This is a genomic window from Arthrobacter sp. 05N33_2 (assembly GCF_056397425.1).
This window is the reverse complement of sequence record NZ_JBFTNJ010000016.1, coordinates 1-21520: the sequence shown is the minus strand read 5'-3', so window position 1 is coordinate 21520 and position 21520 is coordinate 1. Positions and strand designations below refer to the sequence as shown.

14 protein-coding genes and 1 pseudogene are annotated in these 21520 nt (G+C 66.0%); 6 read left to right on the top strand and 9 right to left on the bottom strand.

Features of this window, described 5'->3' with window-relative positions; all coding sequences use genetic code 11:
- Positions 1 to 213: 213 nt before the first annotated feature.
- From AC1DHX_RS10000 to AC1DHX_RS09985, 4 genes are all read right to left on the bottom strand, one after another.
- Positions 214 to 1305: a glycosyltransferase family 4 protein gene (locus AC1DHX_RS10000; protein ID WP_476858430.1), complete on the bottom strand. Its 1092-nt coding sequence runs from the start codon at positions 1303 to 1305 to the stop codon at positions 214 to 216.
- Positions 1302 to 2228 carry an alpha/beta fold hydrolase gene (locus AC1DHX_RS09995; RefSeq protein WP_476858431.1) on the bottom strand — a complete coding sequence of 309 codons (927 nt, stop codon included), beginning with the start codon at positions 2226 to 2228 and terminating at the stop codon, positions 1302 to 1304. Before AC1DHX_RS09995 ends, AC1DHX_RS10000 begins: the two co-directional genes overlap by 4 nt.
- 11 nt (positions 2229 to 2239) lie before the next feature.
- A complete protein-coding gene (locus AC1DHX_RS09990; RefSeq protein ID WP_476849290.1) occupies positions 2240 to 3109 on the bottom strand; it encodes an aldo/keto reductase in 870 nt (289 codons plus the stop codon).
- A gap of 82 nt (positions 3110 to 3191) precedes the next feature.
- Complete coding sequence (locus AC1DHX_RS09985) at positions 3192 to 4154, bottom strand: sugar-binding transcriptional regulator (RefSeq protein ID WP_476849289.1); 963 nt, start codon at positions 4152 to 4154, stop codon at positions 3192 to 3194.
- A gap of 123 nt (positions 4155 to 4277) precedes the next feature.
- Between AC1DHX_RS09985 and AC1DHX_RS09980 the strand changes: the two are divergent.
- From AC1DHX_RS09980 to glpK, 3 genes and pseudogenes are all read left to right on the top strand, one after another.
- Positions 4278 to 6057, top strand: a pseudogene (locus tag AC1DHX_RS09980) (glycerol-3-phosphate dehydrogenase/oxidase).
- A gap of 156 nt (positions 6058 to 6213) precedes the next feature.
- On the top strand, positions 6214 to 6966 hold the full coding sequence (locus tag AC1DHX_RS09975; protein ID WP_476857068.1) for an MIP/aquaporin family protein: 753 nt from the start codon (positions 6214 to 6216) through the stop codon (positions 6964 to 6966).
- A gap of 54 nt (positions 6967 to 7020) precedes the next feature.
- Positions 7021 to 8535 (top strand): glycerol kinase GlpK, encoded by a 1515-nt coding sequence (gene glpK, locus AC1DHX_RS09970; RefSeq protein ID WP_476858433.1) that lies wholly within the window; start codon positions 7021 to 7023, stop codon positions 8533 to 8535.
- Positions 8536 to 8610: 75 nt separating this feature from the next.
- Here the strand turns inward: glpK and AC1DHX_RS09965 are convergent, their stop codons facing one another.
- From AC1DHX_RS09965 to AC1DHX_RS09950, 4 genes are read right to left on the bottom strand one after another with little or no spacing between them, the layout of a single operon-like run.
- Positions 8611 to 9549, bottom strand: a complete 939-nt coding sequence (locus AC1DHX_RS09965; RefSeq protein ID WP_476858434.1) for a hypothetical protein — start codon at positions 9547 to 9549, stop codon at positions 8611 to 8613.
- Between the two features lie 31 nt (positions 9550 to 9580).
- Positions 9581 to 12727, bottom strand: coding sequence for an efflux RND transporter permease subunit (locus AC1DHX_RS09960; protein WP_476849284.1), 3147 nt, complete (start codon positions 12725 to 12727; stop codon positions 9581 to 9583).
- Between the two features lies 1 nt (position 12728).
- On the bottom strand, positions 12729 to 13187 hold the full coding sequence (locus tag AC1DHX_RS09955; protein WP_230008548.1) for a hypothetical protein: 459 nt from the start codon (positions 13185 to 13187) through the stop codon (positions 12729 to 12731).
- Positions 13184 to 16333 (bottom strand): efflux RND transporter permease subunit, encoded by a 3150-nt coding sequence (locus tag AC1DHX_RS09950; protein WP_476858435.1) that lies wholly within the window; start codon positions 16331 to 16333, stop codon positions 13184 to 13186. The genes AC1DHX_RS09955 and AC1DHX_RS09950 overlap by 4 nt, the downstream gene beginning before the upstream one ends.
- An 876-nt stretch (positions 16334 to 17209) precedes the next feature.
- On the opposite strand from AC1DHX_RS09950, the gene leuS reads away from it, so the two are divergent.
- From leuS to AC1DHX_RS09935, 3 genes are all read left to right on the top strand, one after another.
- Positions 17210 to 19741: a leucine--tRNA ligase gene (gene leuS / locus AC1DHX_RS09945; RefSeq protein ID WP_476849282.1), complete on the top strand. Its 2532-nt coding sequence runs from the start codon at positions 17210 to 17212 to the stop codon at positions 19739 to 19741.
- 149 nt (positions 19742 to 19890) lie between these two features.
- On the top strand, positions 19891 to 20967 hold the full coding sequence (locus tag AC1DHX_RS09940; RefSeq protein WP_476858436.1) for a DegV family protein: 1077 nt from the start codon (positions 19891 to 19893) through the stop codon (positions 20965 to 20967).
- Between the two features lie 119 nt (positions 20968 to 21086).
- A complete protein-coding gene (locus tag AC1DHX_RS09935; RefSeq protein ID WP_476849342.1) occupies positions 21087 to 21266 on the top strand; it encodes a hypothetical protein in 180 nt (59 codons plus the stop codon).
- Here AC1DHX_RS09935 and AC1DHX_RS09930 read toward each other — a convergent pair.
- Positions 21250 to 21520 (bottom strand): hypothetical protein (locus AC1DHX_RS09930; protein WP_476899999.1); only part of this gene is annotated, 271 nt, incomplete at its 5' end. The two genes, AC1DHX_RS09935 and AC1DHX_RS09930, sit on opposite strands and share 17 nt — an antisense overlap.

Below are 21520 nucleotides of genomic sequence, written 5' to 3'. Positions count from 1 at the left end.
CCGGCACGGCGGTCCCTCTATTCAAAGGGCGCGCATGCCACAACAGGCCCGCAGGCCGGCGGCCATTCGCCGCAGATGGCCGGAATGAGGCTCCGTATTGCGGCCCTCCGCGGCAAATGGGTGGTCGGGGACCGTGGCGCCGGCGTCATCCCGGCCTCGCTTTGGGTGCGGCGCGGAGCGGATCTCCGCGCCGGCCACTTACAGCCGTTCCGGCTATCTCCGGTCGCGGGGCCGGTTCCGGAGCGCGACGGCCTCTTCGGCGACGGCCACGAGCCGCCGCGCCGACTCATCCCAGCTGAAGTCTGCGGCCCGCTCCACTGAACGGCGGGACCGGGCCTTCCACAGGGCGGGGTCCTCGAGCGTGCGCACCGCCTCGGCAAACTCCGCCGGGGAGTCCGGATGCACGTAGCTGACGGCATCGTCACCGACCTCCCGGAAGATCGGGATGTCGCTGGCAATCACCGGCGTGCCGTGGGACATGGCCTCGACGAGCGGCAGTCCGTAGCCCTCGGCCCGGGACAGGCTGACCAAGGCGGTGGTGCGTGCCAGGAGGGCCTCATACTCGGCGTCGGTCACCCCGTTGTGGAAGACGATGCTTGCGCCCTCCGGAGCCAGGGCCTCGAGCTCGGCCCGCCGCTCGGGCGTGATGCGGCTGAGCAGATGCAGGGTCATGTCCGGGAGTTCCGCCATGCCGCGGACCATGGTCTCCACGTTCTTATAGGGCATGAAGGAACCCATGTAGAGCAGCGTTTTGTCGGCCCCCGCCCCGGGATCGCGCGGGGTGTGGCCGTGCTGGGGGGCGTTGCCGACAATCCTGACAGGACGCCGGGTGAGCCGGTACTTCGCCATCAGGGCCGCCGTGGTGGAGCTGATCGTCGCCACGATGTCCGCCCGGTTCAGCAGGAGCCGCTGGGGCCAGAACGCTTTGTGGTATAGGCGCCACAGGACCCTGACGGGGGCCGGCAGGAATCCGGGAGGGGTGGGGTGCTCGTAGTAGATGAGGTCGTGCAGGGTCAGCACCAGGGCGTACTTCCGGCCCCAGCTGCCCATGGTCTGCATGGGGCATACCACCACGTCGGCGCCCAGCTTGTTGACCTTGGCCGCCACGAAGAGTTCGGCCGGGGACAGCGGGCTGTTGATCAGGGTGTAGGGAACATCGGGCAGGAGCGCGAGCTGGCGGGTGTCGCTGATCAGCATCGAGACGTCGGCGATCCTGGCGGCCGCCGCGATCAGGCTGGCGCCGTAGCGGCTGATGCCGTCGTGGTGGTCCAGCCGGGTGAAGCGGGCATCAACGAGAATTTTCACGCGGCGTGGTCCTTTAGGAAGCGTCTGATGTAGCGGGCAGCGGGCTCGGGGGTTTCGTAGTGGATCAGGTGCCCGACGCCGGGAATGACCTCCAGCCTCCCGTCCGGGAGCCGCGCCGCGAGTTTGTGCTGGTCCGCCAGCATGGCGATCTCGTCCTTCTCGCCCGCGATCAGCAGCACCGGCAGCGTCAGGTCGCCGGCCACCTCGGTGACGTTGCTGCCCACCGAGGCCTTGAAGGCCTGGAGCAGGCTGTCCCGGTCTGCGAAGGAGGAAAAATAGGCGCTGTGCTGGGCGTGCACGAACCGGCGGATGTCCTTGTCCCCGGTCTTGGCCATGGTCACGCTCATCACCCGCACGATCGCCTGGCTGCGCAGCAGGGCCAGACCGAGCCGCTGGGGAAGGCGTGCGGCGGCCTCGTAGTAGAGCACCGCGAGCTTCGTCATCAGGCCCTTGGGCCCTTCGAGGGCGGGCGCCGCGATGGGATTGACCAGGATCAGTTCGGCAACGGCACCGGAGTTGGCCGCCACGAAATGGCTGGCGATGATCGAACCGAACGAATGCCCCAGCAGGACCGTGTCCGCGCCCAGTCCCAGAGCAGCCATGAAACCACCCAGGAACTGGCTGTAGCCGGCAACGCTGTGCCCGGTTCCCGCGAAGGCGGCCGAGCTGCCGAAGCCCGGCAGGTCCGGCATGATCAGGCGCATGTCCGTCAGCTGGTCGGCTACCCGGAGCAGGCCGTGGTGGTCGCCGCGGAACCCGTGCACCACCAGGATGGTGCGCGTTTCGGGGGTGACCTCGGCGGGTTCGTAGACCCAGTACGCGATCCGGGCACCGTCAACCTCAACGGACGCGGCCCGGGTGCGGGCGTCGAGTCCGCCGCTGAAGAGGGGCGTGCGTGAGGACCCGGTATCCACTTGTTCCATTGGTTCGAATCCTATGCGACGTTGTCGGGGTGGGAGCCGGTCCGGAAGCCGCGTTCGAGGCCGCCGACCTCCGTCATATCCAGCGGGGAGAGCTCAAAGTCGAAGACCTCGAAGTTTTCACGGATCCGCCCGGACGAGCTGGCCTTGGGGATGGCGATATTGCCCAGCTGCAGGTGCCAGCGCAGGATGATCTGTGCCGGCGTGCGGTCGTGTTCGGCCGCCAGGGCCAGGATCACGGGGTCCTTCAGGACCTGGCCGCGGCCCAAAGGACTCCACGCCTCGGTGCGGATACCCAGCAGCTCGTGCTTTTCCCGCAGTTCATCCTGCTGCAGCCAAGGATGAAGTTCGATCTGGTTCACGGCGGGCACCACCTCCGCCGTTTCCAGGAGCCGGTCCAGGTGCTGCGGCTGGAAGTTGGAGACGCCGATTGCGCGAACCTTGCCCTCGCGGTACAGCGTCTCCAGGGCCCGGTACGTTTCCGGGAACAGGCCACGGCGCGCGCACGGCCAATGGATCAGGTAGAGGTCGATGTATTCCAGGCCGAGGTTGGAGATCGAGGTGTCGAACGCACGCATGGTGGCGTCGTAGCCGTGGTCGTCATTCCAGACCTTGGTGGTGATGAAGAGGTCCTCGCGGGAAACGTAGGGTGCGGTTTCCCCAGGCCCGCCGCCGGTGCCCTCAAATCCGGACAGGGCACCGATTCCCTTGCCGACGCCCGTCTCGTTGCCGTACATGGCGGCGGTGTCGAAGTGCCGGTAGCCGGTCTCGACCGCCATGGTCACCAGGCTGGCGGCGTCGGCCGGGGGGACCTTGTACAGCCCGAACCCCAGCCGGTCGATCAGTACGCCGTTGTTCAGGGTCAGCCGGGGGGAGAGTCTCATGACAAAGACTTTACCCACTGGCGCTGGCGAGTGCCGGACCGCCGTTGCCGCCGGCCGCGCCGGTCACGGTGCCCGCAACCGCTCAGCCCAGTCCGTCGAACCGGACGAGCCTGCGGGCGCTGGCCTCGTCCAGGATCAGGTCGGTGGCCAGTCCTGCCGCCAGCGCGCCCCTGAGCCCGTTGATTTTGGAAGCACCGGACACCACGCAGATGCGGCGCCGGACCTGGCGGAGCTGGGCCAGGTCCGGGCCGGTGGAGCGCGCGTTGAGCGTGATGCCGTCCGAGGACCCGTCGGCGCGGAAGAACACCGTGGCAACATCGCCCACCACATCGGAGTTCGCCAGGACGTTCAGGTCGTCTTCATCGAGGTAGCCGCCGGCGTAGACGTGGCTGGGGTAGTCGGCGTCGACCGATCCGACACCAAAGATCGCGATGCTCATCCGGGCCTGCAGCTCCAGGATCCGCTGAACACTCCGCTCATTCCACATTGCCCTTTTGGTCGCGGCGTGGTCGAAGAAGGCCGGCACGGGAAACTGTTCCACCCGTGCTCCGTAGGCGCTCCCGAACCGCCTCATGATGTCCGAGGCATAGGTGATGCCGGTGGTCTGCATGTTCCCGGCGCCGTTGAGCTGGACGATCACGCTGTCGTGGGTGATCTTGCGCGTCAGGTGCCGGCTCACGGCGCTCAGGGTGGAGCCCCATGCGACGCCGATGATGGCGTTGGAGTCCACCAGCGGTCCGATCGTCCGGGCGGCCTGCATGGCCACACGGTCCAGTGTTTCCGCCTCATTGAGGGTGTCCACCACCGGAACGACATGGACATCCACCTTGTATTCGGCGCGGATCATGCCCTCGAGTTCGGGCCCGGTGTCCAGCGGGCTGCGGATCTGGATCTGCACGAGACCCGAATCGCGCGCCGCGGACAACAGCCGGGAAACCGTGGACCGGGACGTCCGGAGCTCGCGGGCGATGGCGTCCATGGTCAGGTCCTGCAGGTAATACAGCTGGGCCGCGCGGAGGGCGTCGGACTGGCGTGATTGCATCATGACATTTCCCATCTGCACGTTTGTGCATAGTGCTTGACTCCATTTTCCATTAGTCCAAAGAATAGTGTTGAACGGCGCCGCGCCACGGGCGTGCCGCACAGAATCAAACCCAAGGGAGCAATTTTGGGACAGAAGGACTCAGTCGGCACACCGGCGAACGATCGCGCCTCGGTGCAGAAGCTGCGGGCGCGGCGGCACGCGCAGGTTCTGATCATCGGAGGCGGAATCAACGGGGTCGGAACGTTCCGTGACCTTGCGCTGCAGGGCGTGGATGTGGCGCTCGTTGAGCGCGGCGATTACTGCCAGGGTGCCAGCGGCGCCTCTTCCCACATGATCCACGGCGGCATCCGGTACCTGGAAAACGGCGAGTTCCGCCTGGTCCAGGAGTCGGTGACCGAACGCAACAGGCTTCTGCGGATCGCGCCGCACTACGTCAAGCCGCTGCAGACCACGATCCCGATCTTCAGCACCTTCTCCGGGGTCCTGGCCGCCCCCATGCGCTTCCTGACCCACAAGCAGGGCAAGCACACCGAACGCGGGGCGTTCCTGATCAAGCTCGGCCTGAGCATGTACGACTTCTTCTCCCGCGACGGCGGCACGGTTCCGCGCCACCAGTTCCGCGGACGCAAACGCGCCCTCGCCGAGCTGCCCCGCCTGCACCCCGGGATCAAGTACGCGGCCACGTACTTCGACGCCTCCGTCCACAACCCCGAGCGCCTCACCCTCGACGTGCTCCAGGACGGCGAGAAGGCCGGCGGCGCGGACAGCCACGCCCGCGCCAGCAACTACGTCTCTCTGGTCTCGCTGGGCGGCTCCGGAACCCCCGGCACCCCCGGAACCCCCCGGAACCACTGTCCAGCTGCGCGATGAACTGACCGGTGAGGTGTTCGACTTCACTGCCGACGTTGTCGTGAACACCACCGGCGCCTGGGTCGACCTGACCAACGAGGCCATGGGGGCGGCGTCGTCGTTCATGGGCGGAACCAAGGGTTCGCACATCGTGCTGGACCATCCGGAGCTGCTCGCGGCGTGCAACGGCCGCGAAATCTTCTTCGAGCACACCGACGGCCGGATCGTACTGATCTACCCGATGGGTGACCGCGTCCTGGTCGGCACCACCGACGTCGACGCCGACATGGCCCAGGACGCCGTGTGCACCGAGGCGGAAATCGACTACTTCTTTGACCTGATCGGCCACGTGTTCCCGGACATCCCGGTGGGCCGGGACCAGATTGTCTACTCGTTCTCCGGTGTTCGGCCGCTTCCGAAGCACGACGCGACCCAGCCCGGCTTCGTCAGCAGGGACTACCGGATCGAACGCCGTGCGGCGGCGCGCGGCGCCGTCCTCAGCCTCGTCGGCGGCAAGTGGACCACGTTCCGGGCCCTCGCCGAGCACCTGAGCAACGACGTCCTGGCCGAACTCGGTATGCAACGGAAGGTTTCGACGGCGAAGCTCGCCATCGGCGGCGGCGCCGGCTTCCCGGACAGCGAGGACGGCGTCCAGCGCTGGATCAAGGCCCACATGTCGGCCGGCCGCGACGCCGCCCGCGTCACCGGGCTGCTGACCCGCTACGGGACCCGTGCCGAAGAAGTCATCCGCTTCCTGGACGGGGCCGCGGCCGGCGAGCCGGACCGGCTGCTGCATTCCACCCGCGAGCTGAGCACCCGGGAACTGGAGTTCATGGCCGCCCATGAGCAGATCGGGCACCTCGTGGACGTCCTCATCCGCCGCACGTCCCTGGCTTTTCGCGGCCTGGTGACAGGGGAACTGCTCAACGAAGTCGCGGACATCCTTTCCGGACCGCTCGGCTGGGACGCGGCACGCCGGGCCTCAGAGATCAGCCACGCACAGGAGGTGCTACAGCGGTTCCACGGTGTCCGGGTCCACAGCCTGGTCGCCTGATATTGCTTGCGTGCCCGGGCAGGGAAGCCCGGGTGCAAGCACTGCGCGGTCCGCCCTGGCGGCCGGCGCAGTGGCCGGCCGGCAGCACGAACATGCTGCCGGCCCAACGGCTTCCAAACTCGCGGAGGCCGACAACAGAAAATAGAGGAGTCAAAGATGTCTCTTGGAATAGTTTTCCTATCCGAATTATTCGGTACCGCCATGCTGACCCTGCTGGGTTGCGGCGTTGTGGCCAACGTTGCGCTCAAAGGCACCAAGGGCAATAACGGCGGGTTCCTCATGGTCACCTGGGGGTGGGGCCTTGCCGTCTTCTCCGGTGTCTATGTTGCTTCCATCTCAGGTGCGCACCTGAACCCGGCCGTGACTTTTGGCCTGCTGGTCAACGGCAAGAAGTTGTACGCCCCCGGTGTTCCGGTTGACTTCGCCTCGACCCTGACGTACTTCGGCGGTGAACTGACCGGTGCCTTCCTCGGCGCCGTCGTGATGTGGCTGGCCCACAAGCAGCACTTTGATCTCGAGCAGGAGCCCGCCAGTCAGCTGGCCGTCTTCTCCACGGGCCCGGCGATCCGCTCCAACCAGTGGAACCTGATCACCGAGATCATCGGCACCTTTGTCCTCGTGTTCGTTATCCTGACCTTCGGCGGGACGCCTTCCGGGCTCGGCCCGCTGTCGGTGGCCCTGCTGGTCGTCGGTATCGGTGTTTCGCTCGGCGGCCCCACCGGCTACGCCATCAACCCCGCCCGTGACCTGGGCCCCCGCATCGCGCACGCCTTGCTCCCCATCAAGGGCAAGGGCTCCAGCGACTGGAGCTACTCCTGGATCCCGGTGGTCGGTCCGCTCATTGGCGGCGGCCTCGGCGGCCTCGTGGCAGCAGTCGTGCCGATCATCATCCCCGTCATCCCTCACTAACTGCCCGTTCAACCGTCAGTACAACTGCCACGCCAAACAGACAAGGACGTCAATATGAACCAGTACGTAGTTGCAATCGACCAGGGCACCACGAGCACCCGAGCTATCGTGTTCGACCACAGCGGCAGCATCGTCTCCTCCGGCCAGATGGAGCACGAGCAGATCTTCCCCCAGCCCGGCTGGGTGGAGCACAACCCCGCTGAAATCTGGAACAACACCCGCGAGGTGATCGGCTCGGCCCTGTCCAAGGCGAACCTGACCCGGCACGACATCGCCGCCGTCGGCATCACCAACCAGCGCGAAACAGCGGTGGTGTGGGACAAGACCACCGGCGAGGCGATCTACAACGCCATCGTGTGGCAGGACACCCGTACCCAGCCGATCGTGGACGAACTCGCCAAGGACGGCGGGGTAGAACGTTTCAAGCAGAAGGTGGGCCTGCCGCTGGCGACCTACTTCTCGGGCACCAAGATCAAGTGGATCCTGGACAACGTCGAGGGCGCCCGGGCCAAGGCGGAGGCCGGCGACCTCGTCTTCGGCAACACCGACTGCTGGGTGCTCTGGAACCTGACCGGCGGGACCGACGGCGGAGTGCACGTGACCGACGTGACCAACGCCTCACGGACCATGTTCATGGACCTTGAGACGCTGTCGTGGGACCAGGAGATTCTGGACGCGTTCGGCGTCCCGGCCTCCATGATGCCGACCATCAAGTCCTCCTCCGAGGTCTACGGCACAGTCCACACCTCGCAGCTGCTGCGCGAGGTTCCTGTGGCCGGCATCCTGGGCGACCAGCAAGCGGCCACGTTCGGGCAGGCGGCGTTCGATGCCGGGGAAGCCAAGAACACCTACGGCACGGGCTGCTTCCTGATCTTCAACACGGCCGAGGAAATTATCCATTCCAAGAACGGGCTGCTGACCACCGTCGGCTACAAGCTCGGCGACGCGGCGCCGCACTACGCGCTGGAGGGCTCCATTGCCGTCACCGGTTCCTTGATCCAGTGGCTGCGGGACAACCTCGGCATGATCAGCAGCGCCCCGGAGGTCGAGACCCTCGCGGCCTCGGTGGAGGACAACGGCGGTGTGTACATTGTGCCGGCATTCTCCGGCCTCTTCGCACCGTACTGGCGCTCGGACGCCCGCGGCGCCATTGTGGGCCTGACCCGCTATGTTACCAAGGCCCATATCGCCCGCGCGGCGCTGGAGGCCACCGCCTTCCAGACCCGTGAGGTGCTGGACGCCGTCAACGCCGACTCCGGCGTACCGCTGACGGAGCTGAAGGTCGACGGCGGCATGGTCGCCAACGACGCCCTGATGCAGTTCCAGGCGGACATCCTCGGCGTGCCGGTCATCCGTCCGAAGGTGGTCGAGACGACGGCGCTGGGCGCAGCCTACGCGGCCGGCCTGGCGGTCGGATTCTGGAAGGACCTGGGCGAGTGCTCGGCCAACTGGGCCGAGGACAAGCGGTGGGAGCCGCAAATGGACCAGGCCGAGCGGGAACGCCAGATGCGTCTCTGGAAGAAGGCCGTCACCAAGTCGATGGACTGGGTTGACGACGACGTGAAGTAGGCGCGCACAAGGAGCCCCGGCCGGGAAGATCCCGGCCGGGGCTCCTTTGTCTATTGCCCGGGAGCGGCAGGGCCGTTAGTGGTAGTGGTGGCCATCGTAGCCACGTGCCATCTCAGCGCGCGGCGTCTTCGCGTAGACGTCCTTGCTGACCGTGTAGCCCCGGCGGTCGATCTGCAGTGCCTGCTCGTTGACGCTCTTCAGCTCGGAGCGGCTGAGCTTCTTGATCTTGACGAGATTCAGGAACTCCTGGTCCTCTCCGCCCACGGCCGTGACCTTGATCAGACCCGTGTGCTTGGAATAGAACTTTCGCTGGTGGCCGGCGCTTGGCGGGTCCAGCGGGTTGAACTCATCGATAACCAGCACATCGCTGTAGCAACCAGTGGCGACGCAGACGCGTTGGTCCTTCGCGAACACATCACCGCAGTCCAGGAAGTCCACGCTGGGTGCGTAGGCCTGGGGGTAGGCGGGGGTCTTCAGGCGCGGGTGGCTCTGCATGGCGATGCCCGCCTGGGCCTTGTCGATGCCGCTGATGAACGTACTTGGCGCACCCACAAGCTTCCCGTTCTCGTACTCCTCCGGATATTCGCCGAAGAGCCACACGTCGCCCTTCCGTGTCTCGGCGAAGAAGGCAAGTTCCGATTCCGCGAGCTCACCGTCGGAGTAGTCCCGGTCCCATATCGCGATGGTCTTCACCCCGTCGATCACCTTGGTCAGCCCCGTGACCGTGCTGACAACCTTGCGGGTGGTTGTCCCGTCCGGGGAGACTACTTTGCCGGTGGTGGTGTACTGCATGCCGGGTTCGAGGGGGAACCACTTGTTGTCAATCTCCGGCCTGGACGGGAAGGCGCTGCGGTTGAATTTGATTGCCGAGCCGGGGCCGCACAGTTCCTGCGAACGGGCGGCCGCCGGCGCGGTGGCTGCCGTCGCCGCGGCCGCCGTCGCCGCCGTCAGCGACGCCACCACCAGCAAGACCGCGGAGCCGTAAGCGGTAAATCTCTTAGATAGTGGAGTCATCTGACTGGCCTCTCATTGTTGGTAGTTGTTGCTATACGGCTGATACAGGTTCCGGCTCGCGGGGCTGACGGTCATGACGTGCCGGACCCTTCTTGGCGAACCGCAGGTAGAGCGATGGAACGATGAACAGGTTGACCAGTGTCGATGTCACCAGCCCGCCCAGGATCACCACGGCCATGGGGTGCTCGATCTCATGGCCGGGGCGGTTGCCCATCACCACCAGCGGGACCAGGGCGAGTGCGGTGGCGAGCGTGGTCATCAGGATTGGTGACAGGCGTTCGGCTGCGCCCCGCAGGACCAGGTCCCGGCCGAACGGCACGCCTTCGAACTGTTCCAGGTGCTGGCAGTGGTTGATGAGCAGGATGCCGTTGCGGGCGGCGATGCCCATCACTGTCAGGAACCCGACCAGCGACCCGAGGGACAGGATTCCGCCGCTCATGTGCGCGGCGATCACCCCGCCCACCAGTGCCACCGGCAGCGTCAGGATGCCCAGAACGGCAAGCCGCCAGCTCCGGAATGCCGCCTGGAGCAGGAGGAACACCACAACCAGGGCGCCCATCGCGAAGAGGAGAAGCCGCTGCGAGGCGGCCTGCCGCTCCGCGTATTCGCCCAGGATCTCGGCGCTGTATCCGGTGGGGAACTCCACGGACTTGAGATCGGATTCGAGCTTCTCGACGACTTTGGCCAGATCACCTTCCTTGACGTTGGCGCTGACATCGAGGCGGCGGGACCCTTCCGAACGCTCAATGACGTTGGGAGTGGGCTTTACCGTGATCTTGGCGACATCGGCCACCCGGATCTTCTGCCCGCTGGGAGTGTCCAGCGGGAGGTTCTCGATGCTTGTGACGCTGGTCCGGATCGCCGGAGGACTCCAGACCTGGACGTCATAGGCCTTGCCGTCCCGGTAGACGTCGCCGACCTCTTCGCCGGATACCAGGGTGGCTGCGGCACGGCGGACGTCACCGGGCTTCAGGCCGTAGCGGTTGGCGGCGTCCAGGTTCACCTCGACGTCCACCTGCGGAACGTTGACCTGGAGTGCGACTTTGGCTCCGATGGCACCCTCGATGCCGGCCAGGGCAGTCTTGACCTTGTCCGCCTGCTTCTTCAGCGTGTCCAGGTCATCGCCGTACACGCGGACCACGATCGAGTAGCCCGTACCGGTGAGCACCTCGCGGACACGTTCCTTGAGGTAGGTCTGGACGTCCCGGTGGATGCCGGGATACCCGTCCACGACCTGCTGGATGGAGGCCAGGGTCTTGTCGTAGTCGACCGAGGGGTCAACGCTGATCCAGTTCTCGCCAAAGTTGACCCCCACCACCTCATCGGCGGCGAAGGCCTGGCCGATGTGGGACCCGCAGTTGTTGACGCCTGGAATGGTCATCAGCTCCTGGCAGGCCAGTTGGCTGACGCGCACTTCCTCGGCGTTGGAGGTGCCGGGTTGCGTGACCCAGTGCATGAGGAAGTCACGTTCCTTGAACGAGGGCAACAGTGACTGGCCCAGGAGCGGGGCCGCTATGATTCCGACGACGCCGAGTGCCCCCACCGCGAGGTAGCCCGGGAGCGGGCGTTTCACAATGGGACGCAGGGCGGCGCCGTACCAGCGCTTGAGGACCCGGACCACCGGCGGATCGCGGTCTTCCAGCTTGGCATTGCGCAGGAAGATGTACGCCATGGCCGGCGTGACCGTGAGGGCCACCAGCATGGACGCCAAAACCGCCAGGGTGTAGGCGGTCGCCAGGGGCCGGAAGAAGGCGCCCGTCAGGCCGTCCAGGAAGAAGATCGGTACCGTGGCGGCAACGATAATCAGGGTGGCGTAGACGATGGGGCCGCGGACTTCCAGGGAGGCGTTGACGACCACGCGGGCGGTGCTTTCGGTCCCGCCGCTGGCGCGGTGGTGCCGGAGCCGCCTGACGATGTTCTCGACGTCGATGATGGCATCGTCCACCACGACCCCGACGGCAATCACCAGCCCCGCAAGCACCATCGTATTAATCGTGCCTCCGGTCCAATACAGCACCAGGGCCGCTGCCATCAGCGACAACGGGATCGCCGTCACGCTCACCAGGGCTGTCCGCCATTGGAACAGGAAGACGCTCAGCACCAGGACGACCAGGAAGCAGCCCAGCAGCAGCGCGAGGCTCAGGTTGCCGAGCGACTCCTCGATGAACGAGGCGGGCCGGAACAGGGTGGTGTCGACTGCGATTCCGGTCAGGCCGGGCTGCAGTTCCTTGAGCGCTTCCTCGACCCCGCGGGTGACTTCGAGGGTGTTGCCCCACGGCAGCTTTTCGACGATCAGCATCAGTCCGGGGCCGCCATTGATAACCGCGTCACCGATCAGTTGCTGGTGGTCCTCCACGACGGTTGCCACGTCGGCGAGCTTCAGGGGAGGCAGTCCCTCGCGTTCCTCCAGTGGCACCTGGGCAAGGTCCGCCGGAGACGTGATGGGTTGTACGTGCCTGATGGACATGCTCTGGCTGGGTGTTTCCAGCGCCCCTCCGGTGCCGATCAAGGCACCGGGGGAGTACTTGAGCAGGCCAGCGTCCAAGGCGTCGGACGTGGAGTTCATGACGTTTTCCAGCGTCACGTTGTTGGCTGCCAGCTTGGTCGGATCAACCTGGACCTGGAGCATCTGAAGCCGTTCGCCCCAGATCGCAACGTTCGCCACGCCAGGCACCCGCAGCAGGTGTGCCCGGATGTTCCAGTAGGAAACCATGGACATTTCGATCAGGGAGCGGGTCTCGGAGGAGAGCCCGATCTTCATGACACGGCTGGTGGAGGACAGCGGCTGGAGCATTATTGGCGGCGCGGCCCAGGTCGGCAGAGTCGGTATGACCGTTGCCATCCGCTCCGACACCAGCTGCCGGGCGGTGAGCAGATCGGTCCCGGGTTTGAACTCCATCACGATGGCGGACAGCTGCGACACAGACTTCGACCGCATCTGGTCCAGGCCGTCTATGCCGTTGAAGGCCTGCTCCATCGGAACCGTTACGAGTTCCTCGACTTCGGAGGCAGTGAGACCCAGACATGCCGTCTGAACCTCGACGCGGGGCGGTGCGAACTCCGGGAAAACATCCACCGAAGCGCTGCTGAGTTGCGCGCCGCCCACGATCATGAGGGCGGCCGCCATCGCAATGATGATCGACCGGAACCTCAGGCTTGCAGCGACAATCCGGCGCATGTCAGTGCGCCGTATCGAATTCAGCGCCGAAGAGTTCAGCCGCGCCGACGGTTACGATTGCGGTGCCGACCGCGGGGCCGGCCGAGGCCGTGACCACTCCGTCCTCTACCTTGGCTACCGTGACCGACTGCCGCTGGTAGACCCGCGGGGCCGGGTTGGTGTACACCCAGGTTTTTCCGCTGGCGTCGTAGAGCAGGGCTGAGTAGGGCACGACGACGTCCTTACCCTTTCCGGCCTTGACGGTGTCGGTCTTCAGGTCGAGGCGTTCGATTCCCTTCTCCGTCAACGTCAGTTTCGCGATGCCTGTTGCGGCATTCTTCTCCACCTTGGCGGGTTCGTTGGCCGAGACGGCGGCGGGGGCCGCCGCCGTCGTCTGGGCACATGCGGGCAACGCGAACAAAAGTGCTGCGCATACAGCGGCCGCCAGGGGCAGGCGCCGCGAGGGCTGTTGGCTGGTCATTTTGCTTCCACCTTTTCCTGCGTAACGGGCTGGACGGGAACTTCGGCCTCGTACACTTCGGCCCACTCTTCCGGGGCGGAACCGGGCCCGAACCAGAGTGCGAGCAGGGGGAGTACGAAGATCCCGATGAGAGTTGTCGTGATGAGTCCGCAGACGATGATCAGGGCCATCGGGCCCAGGAAGGACCCGCCGACGGCGCCGCCGAAGAGTCCCGGCGGGATCAGGATCGCCACCGTGATCAGGGCTGCCTTCAGAATGGGCGAGACCCGGTCCCGGGCCGCCATCATGATGACCTTGTCAGGGGACTCGTGCGGGGTGGCCCGCCACAGCTCATCCGTCCGGGCGGAGAGCAGCGCCGCGTTGCGGGCTGCAACGGCCAGCACCGCGGCAAAGGCCGTGAGTGCCAGCACAGTGATGGCGCCTCCCGCGATCCACGCTGCCACGGCGGCCCCGGCCAGCGCGGCCGGCAGGGACAGGAAGATGGCAAGCGCCAGCTTCCAGCTCCGCACCGCTGTCTGGAGAAGGAGCAGGATTCCCAGAAGGGCAGCCGCGCCGATCCACAGAACCATGGCGTCCCCGGCGAGCTGTTCACTGTACTTCGTGGGGATTTCGGCGTGGTATTCCAGCGGGAACTGGATCTGCTCGATCGCCGCGTTGATGTCGCGCTGGATATCCGCGAGCGGACGTCCGCTGACCTCGGCCACCACATCGATCCGGCGTGAGGTGTCATCGTGCAGAATCACGACTTCATTGGGAACGAGCCGGATGTCGGCGATTTGGCCCAGCTGGACCTGGCCGCCACTTGGCGTGTCCAGCAGGAGCTCACGGATGCTGGTCAGGTCATCCCGGACGTCCACCGCGCCGCGCACCACCACTTCAAAGACCTTCTGCTGTTCGAAGAGGTTGCCGACGACGATGCCTTGCATCAGGGCGGCGGCGGCGCGGCGTGCGTCGCCGGGTTTGATGCCGACCTTCTGCGCCGCCTCGAGGTTGACCTCGACTTCGACGATGGGCGTCATGGCGCTGGCGTTGATCGTCGGGTTCTTCACGCCGTCGACCTTTTCGATGGCCTTGCGGACCTCTTCTGCCTTCTCTCGCAAGACGGGCAAGTCTGTTCCGTAGACGCGGACAGCGAATCCGGGATCCATGCTGCTGCGCTCCTGGCCGATCTGCTGCTGGGAGTAGTTCACCACGTTGTGGGCGATGCCGGGGTAGCCCTGGACGACGTCACGGACCGCCTGCTCCGTTTCGCTGAAGTCGGCATCCGGTGTGATGGACACCCAGAGTTCCGCGGAACTGTTCCCGACAACCTGGTCGGAGGAAATGGCGCGGCCGATGTGGCCGCCAACTCCCGAGACACCAGGCAGGGTCCGCAGTTCGTCGGACGCCTTGGACGCCACCCGACGCACCTCGTCGTTGGACGTGCCTGCCATCGAGTCCCACTGCACCAGGAGTGTCCGGTCCGGAATCGTCGGCACGACCGCCCGGTTCCCGACCAGCTGCGATGCCGCGGCGAGCCCCAGCAGTCCAACGACGGCGACAGCGACAATGCCGAGGGCACGGCGGGAACGTGCCCCCTCGAGTGCCCTGTCGTACGTGGACCTGGCCCGGACAACACCGAGCGAGTCCGCCCGCCGGGCTTTCTCACCGGGAAGCAGGAGATATGCCAGGACCGGTGTCACGGACAAACCCACCAGCATTGACACGGCAAGCGCCAACGCCAGGGACCAGAAGAGGGGCTGGAAGAACGCACCGCCGACTCCCGTGACGAACAGCGTCGGTACGAGCGCGAGGGCCATGATGAGCGACCCGTGGAACAGCGGTGTGCGGACGCTGCGGACAAGCTGGACCATGCGGAACCTGATGGTGGCATCTGTCTCGGTCCCGGTGGTCCGCAACGGCCGGCGCCGCTGCGCCTGCACATCCTCCACGATGTCTCCGACAATCACAGAGACGCCCAGCAAGATGCCGGCGAGGATCGAGATATTCAGTGTGGAGTCGAGCAAGTAGAGCACCACTCCCGCCGCCATGACGGTGGTGCTGATCGCCACGAGGGCGATCACGGCCACCCGCCAGGAGCGGAACAGGGCCCAGAAGAGCAGCACGGCGATCAGGAGGCTCACGAGCAGCGCCAGGCCGAGTCCGTCCACGGCATCCTGCAGGAAGGAGGCGGGCCGGAAGACGGACGTATCCATCTGGATTCCGGAAAGCCCGGGCTGCATGTCGTTCAGCGCAGCCTCGAGGTCCTTGGTGACCTGCAGCGTGCTGGCTCCGGGGAACTTCTCCACGACCAGCAGGAGGCCCGCATCCTGGCCGACGACGGCATCGCCGATCAGCGGCTGGTGGTCCTCCTTCACCTGGGCAATGTCACCCAGGAGCATGGGAGATCCGGCGTCTTCGACACTGACCTTGGCCAGGTCCTCCGGTGTTCGGATGGGCAGCACGTGCTGGATGCCCAGGCGTTGGCTCGGCGACTCCACGAACCCGCCCGTGCCGGGGGTGGACGCCTCAAGGAAGCTCAGCGGCGACACCCAGACTGCGTTGCCGGTGGTCTTGATGACCTGTTCGAGCGTGATGCCCTTGTCACGCAGCTGCGTGGGGGTCACCTCTACTTGGAGCTGCTGTTCGCGCTGTCCCCAAATGGAAACGTTGGCGACCCCGGGAATGCCGATCAGCCGCGGCTTGATCTTCCACCGGGCCAGGACCGACATTTCGATCCCGGAAAGCTCTTTGGAGCTCATCCGGACCATAAGGACGCGGCTGGTGGACGACAACGGCTGCATGATCAGCGGCGGCGCCGAGACGTTCGGCAGCGCGTGGGCCTGGGTCATGCGTTCGGCCACGAGCTGGCGCGCGCGCAGAAGGTCGGTGCCCGGCTCGAACACGAGCTCGATCGAGGACAGGCCGGGAACTGATTTGGACCGGATTTCATCGAGCCACGCCACCCCGTTAAGGAGGTCGGCTTCCATCGGGGCAGTGATGAGCTGTTCAACTTCGGCAGCTGAGAGGCCCAGGGCCTCGGTCTGGATCTCGACGTGGGCCGGGGCGAACTCGGGCATGCTGTCGATGGCGACGTGGGGGACGTTCACTACCCCGAAGGCAATGAGTCCGGCCGCCATGGCGAGAACCAGGATGCGGAACTGCATACTGAAACGGGTGATCCAGCCGAACATGGCTAGCCCTGTTCCAGGGAGCCGGCGTCGCAGGTGCGGCCGGCGGGGGATTTCGGCAAATGCACGGAAGAATTGCGCAATTGATACATGACAGGCTCCTCAACCCGAGACCATTTGCGAATCCCCCCGAGAGATCCCATTTCTTGCTGATCTTTATCGAATAGTGTTCCCATTTGAATCGTTTGGCAAGATCAAAATTTTAGGCCTGCTTCACGGTTTTTCACGGGTTTCTCCCAGCTTGGAGGCTCACAATGCGCTCTCCGAAGAAACTTCGCGGAAGGGCCCGGGCGCCCGTGGCCGGCCACCCGGGTGTTCGTTGTTTTTCTACTTGTTTTCCGCGCCGAGCTACCCGAATTTCTGTCGTAGTTACTTGCCCGATACGTCGGGCAATTGGCAGTAAGTACCGCTATTCCATAGGTATGTCGTTTGTAACAATTGCGGACATAGCAGCCCGCACAGGCCGCCGGAGCGCGAGTCGACTGCGACTACCGGGCCGCAACCGGCTCGTCGGTTCAGCACGAACCAGCCCGAGGGGCTAAAGTGGTCCTATGCGCGCCGTGCTCCTGCTTAGCTAGCCGCCCGGCATCCCGGCGAGACCTCGTTTCCGAAGAGTCCCCGGATTGCCGAGCGGCGGCCCCTCCATGTCGAGGGGCTTTTGTGTGTCCGGGGTAAATTCCGGTCCGCAACGCACGAAGTTACAGCAGGAGTACCACGTACGGACAGTATGGAGTCAGGACCGGGCAGCCGGCCGTGACAGTGCAGACTTGATGGTGAACAGGCCTGGCGGCAGGCAGGCCTGAAGGTAGACAGGCCTGGGTAACAGGCCGCACAGAACAGAAGAGGCCAGCAGTGAGCGTTCAGCCGGAAACACAGACCGGATCGCCAGCAGCCGCGGCGGAGGGGCCTGAGGAAGGTGCCTACAGCTTCGCGGCAATGGAAGCCAAATGGCCGCAGGTCTGGGAAGACCTGAAGGTCTTCACGCCCCTCGACGACGGCTCAAAGGAACGCCGCTACGTGCTGGACATGTTCCCGTATCCGTCCGGTGACCTTCACATGGGCCACGCCGAGGCGTTCGCGATGGGCGACGTTGTGGCGCGCTACCTGCGCCAGCAGGGCTACGACGTGCTGCACCCGATCGGCTGGGACTCCTTCGGCCTGCCCGCGGAAAACGCGGCGATCAAACGCAACGCGCACCCCAGTGAGTGGACGTACGCCAACATCGACACCCAGGCGGCGTCGTTCAAGCGCTACGCAATCTCCGCGGACTGGTCCCGCCGGCTGCACACCTCGGACCCGGAGTACTACCGCTGGACCCAGTGGCTGTTCACGCGGTTCTACGAGCGTGGACTGGCCTACCGCAAGAATTCGCCGGTCAACTGGTGCCCCAAGGACCAGACCGTGCTGGCCAACGAACAGGTGGTCAACGGCGCCTGCGAGCGGTGTGGCACTCCCGTGACCAAGAAGTCCCTGAACCAGTGGTACTTCAAGATCACTGACTACGCCGACCGCCTGCTCGATGACATGGACGAACTGCGCGGGCACTGGCCCGAACGCGTCCTCGCGATGCAGAAAAACTGGATCGGCCGTTCCGAGGGCGCCCACGTCAACTTCGTGATCGAGGCCGACGGCGGCAAAGCCGCCAAGGACGTCACCGTCTTCACGACGCGCCCGGACACCCTCTACGGCGCCACGTTCTTCGTCGTCGCCGCCGACGCGCCGCTCGCCGTCGAACTGGTCACCGACGAGCACGCCGCCGCCCTGGACGCCTACCGGGAGCAGGTCAAGGCGCTCTCCGAAATCGAGCGCCAGTCCACCGAGCGCGAAAAGACCGGCGTCTTCACCGGGCGCTACGCGACCAACCCGCTCAACGGCGAAAAGCTGCCCGTCTGGGCCGCCGACTATGTCCTGGCCGACTATGGCACAGGCGCCATCATGGCCGTCCCGGCCCATGACCAGCGCGACCTCGACTTCGCCAAGACCTTTGACCTGCCCGTCCGGGCAGTCCTGGACACGGGCGAGGAAGACCCCGCCGCCACGGGCATCGCCACCACCGGCGAAGGGACCCTGATCAACTCCGGCGGCCTCGACGGGCTGCCCAAGGCCGAGGCCATCCCGGCGGCCATCGAAATCCTGCGCGAGTTGGGCACCGGCGAGAAGTTCGTGAACTTCCGGCTGCGTGACTGGCTGCTCAGCCGGCAGCGGTTCTGGGGCACACCGATCCCCATCATCCACTGCCCGGCCTGCGGGGAGGTCCCGGTCCCGGATGATCAGCTGCCCGTGACCCTGCCGGCGGACCTGCGCGGCGAGGACCTGTCCCCGAAGGGCACGTCACCGCTCGCCGCGGTCGAAAGCTGGGTCAATGTCGAGTGCCCCAACTGCCAGGGCCCGGCCAAACGGGACACGGACACGATGGACACCTTCGTGGATTCCTCCTGGTACTTCCTGCGCTTCGTCTCTCCGCAGTACACCGGCGGTCCGTTCGATCCGGAGAAGATCAACGACTGGATGCCGGTCGGACAGTACGTGGGCGGCGTGGAGCACGCCATCCTGCACCTGCTCTATGCGCGGTTCTTCACCAAGGTCATCCACGACCTCGGCATGATTGAGGCGGACGAGCCGTTCAGCGCACTGCTGAACCAGGGGCAGGTGCTCAACGGCGGCAAGGCCATGAGCAAGTCCCTGGGCAACGGCGTCGACCTCGGCGAGCAGTTGGACAAGTTCGGTGTGGACGCTGTCCGCCTGACCATGATCTTCGCCTCCCCGCCGGAGGACGACGTCGACTGGGCGGACGTATCGCCGTCGGGCTCCGCGAAGTTCCTGGCCCGGGCCTGGCGCCTCGGGCAGGACGTCACAAGCGCACCCGGCGTCGATGCCGCCACCGGTGACCGTGCGCTGCGCACCGTCACCCACCGCACGATCGCCGATGCGCAGGCCCTGCTGGACAACAACAAGTTCAACGTGGTTGTGGCAAAGCTGATGGAACTGGTCAACGCGACCCGCAAGACCATAGATGCAGCCAGCGGTGCCGGCGGTGCGGACCCAGCAGTCCGCGAGGCCGTCGAGGCCGTAGCCGTAATCCTGAGCCTGTTTGCACCGTATACCGCCGAGGATCTGTGGAACGTCCTGGGGCACCCGGCATCGGTCGCCAACGCCGGCTGGCCCACGCACGACGACGCACTGCTCGTGGAGGACACGGTCACCGCCGTCGTCCAGGTGCAGGGCAAGGTGCGGGACCGGCTGGAGGTTTCCCCGGACATCTCCGAGGAGGACCTGCGCGAACTGGCGCTGGCATCGGAAAATGTCCAGCGCGCCCTCGATGGCCGTGCCCTGCGCACGGTGATCGTACGGGCGCCTAAACTGGTCAACATCGTCCCGGCCTAGCCGGACGTACCAGCTTGACACTGGCCGCCGGCTGATCCCGGCGGCCAGTGCAGACAACCAGTGCAGACAACCAGTGCAGACAATGGGACGGGCACAAGTGCCCCCGCCGGAGAAGTAAGTCCACGCGTCCCCACAGCAGGAGGTCCTTCGTGCCACACCGCGAGCCGTCAGGCTGGCCATGGCTGCGCGAGCGGCTTGTTCGCCTGCGGCAGGGTTCCCGGGACAGCATCCCCGAAGCGGCTCCCGCCGCCGTCGTGCAGGTTGCGGTGGTCACGGACTCTGCCGCCGCGCTGCCCGCGGACTGGGTCCGGGCTTTCGCTGCTGACGGCCGGCTCACCGTGGTCCCGATGCCCGTGATGGTCGGCGCCGAAATCTACGGCGAGGGTGAGGACGACATTGCGGAGACCATCGCCGTGGCCCTGGCCAGCGGCAAGCCCGTCAAGACCTCGCGTCCGTCACCGGGGCAGTTTGAACACGCCTACCGGGAGGCCAGCGAGCGTGGCTTCCAGTCCGTGGTCTCCATTCACATCTCCGCGGGGCTGTCCGGGACAGCCGACGCCGCCCGCCTGGCAGCCCAACGGGTTGGCATACCGGTAGAGGTCCTCGACTCCCGGACGGTCGGAATGGCCCAGGGGATGGGCGTGCAGGGCGCGGTGGTCGCGGCCGCCGACGGCAGGAGCGCGGCCGACGTCTTGGCCTTCGCGCAGGACCGGCTGGACCGCACCAAAGTGTACTTCTATGTCCCGACCCTGGAACAGTTGCGCCGGGGCGGCCGGATCGGGGCGGCGGCCTCGCTCTGGGGGACCATGTTCTCCATCAAACCCATCCTGGCGGTGGAAGACGGCCGGATCATCCCGCTGGAAAAGGTCCGGTCAGCGGCGAAGGCCATCGCACGCCTGGAAGAAATCGTGGCCGCGGACGCATCCGGCCGCCCTGCCGGGCAGGCGCGGCTGGCTGTGCACCACTTTGGCAACCAGGCCGAGGCCGAAGACCTTGCCCGGCGCCTGGCCGTGGCATTGCCGGCATGTCCGCCGGCCCAGATCAGCGCTCTCCCGGCAGTCCTGGCGGCCCACGCCGGGCTCGGTGTGCTCGCCGTGATCGTGGGGGAGGGCAGCACCCCTGCTGCAGCGAAACCCGATGCCTTCGCCGGGGACGTCGCCAGCCCGGACAGCGGGGAAGCGCGCCCTGGCGGGGCGTCGGCCGAAGCGACGGAATCCGGCGACTAGCGCGGCGGGTCCATGTGCTCTATCTGCGCGGACGCCGGACTCTGGCCGTGAACGGGCGGCGGCGGTAAAGTCACTCCACCGAACCCAGCGAACCAGCGAATCCGGAGGCCGCCATGGCAATGCAGGTGCACCACGTAGTCCAGTTCGATCGCGACGTTGCCGAAGAGGTGACCAAGTGGCTGAAATACCTCAAAGGCCAAGTGACCAGCGTTCAATTCCTCACCACCACGGTCCCGGATCCCAAGGCTGCGGATAAATGGCGCGTGCAGTACGAGGCATACATCACCTATCAGAAGTGAACCCCCGACTGTAGATGCGTTTCAGGGGGTAGGCACGGGCGATGTCCGTCCGGGCGTGGGCGATGCTGTACGCGCGGGTGGGGCTGGTTCCGTTGGCGCTGTCTCTGGCGTTGTCGCTGACACGGTGGTTGGTGGGGCGGTGGTTGGTGGGGCGGCCGGCTCGGACGTTGGCGGGGCGGGCGTTTCCGGGACCGTCGGTGGGGCGGCCGGCTCGGACGTTGGCGGGGCGGGCGTTTCCGGGACCGTCGGTGGGG

Bases quoted from the DNA above. Each gene is read 5' to 3' on its own strand.
- AC1DHX_RS09995 (WP_476858431.1), bottom strand. From the start codon at position 2,228: ATGGAACAAGTGGATACCGGGTCCTCACGCACGCCCCTCTTCAGCGGC.
- AC1DHX_RS09990 (WP_476849290.1), bottom strand. From the start codon at position 3,109: ATGAGACTCTCCCCCCGGCTGACCCTGAACAACGGCGTACTGATCGAC.
- AC1DHX_RS09985 (WP_476849289.1), bottom strand. From the start codon at position 4,154: ATGATGCAATCACGCCAGTCCGACGCCCTCCGCGCGGCCCAGCTGTAT.
- AC1DHX_RS09975 (WP_476857068.1), top strand. From the start codon at position 6,214: ATGTCTCTTGGAATAGTTTTCCTATCCGAATTATTCGGTACCGCCATG.
- glpK (WP_476858433.1), top strand. From the start codon at position 7,021: ATGAACCAGTACGTAGTTGCAATCGACCAGGGCACCACGAGCACCCGA.
- AC1DHX_RS09965 (WP_476858434.1), bottom strand. From the start codon at position 9,549: ATGACTCCACTATCTAAGAGATTTACCGCTTACGGCTCCGCGGTCTTG.
- AC1DHX_RS09960 (WP_476849284.1), bottom strand. From the start codon at position 12,727: ATGCGCCGGATTGTCGCTGCAAGCCTGAGGTTCCGGTCGATCATCATT.
- AC1DHX_RS09955 (WP_230008548.1), bottom strand. From the start codon at position 13,187: ATGACCAGCCAACAGCCCTCGCGGCGCCTGCCCCTGGCGGCCGCTGTA.
- AC1DHX_RS09950 (WP_476858435.1), bottom strand. From the start codon at position 16,333: ATGCAGTTCCGCATCCTGGTTCTCGCCATGGCGGCCGGACTCATTGCC.
- AC1DHX_RS09935 (WP_476849342.1), top strand. From the start codon at position 21,087: ATGCAGGTGCACCACGTAGTCCAGTTCGATCGCGACGTTGCCGAAGAG.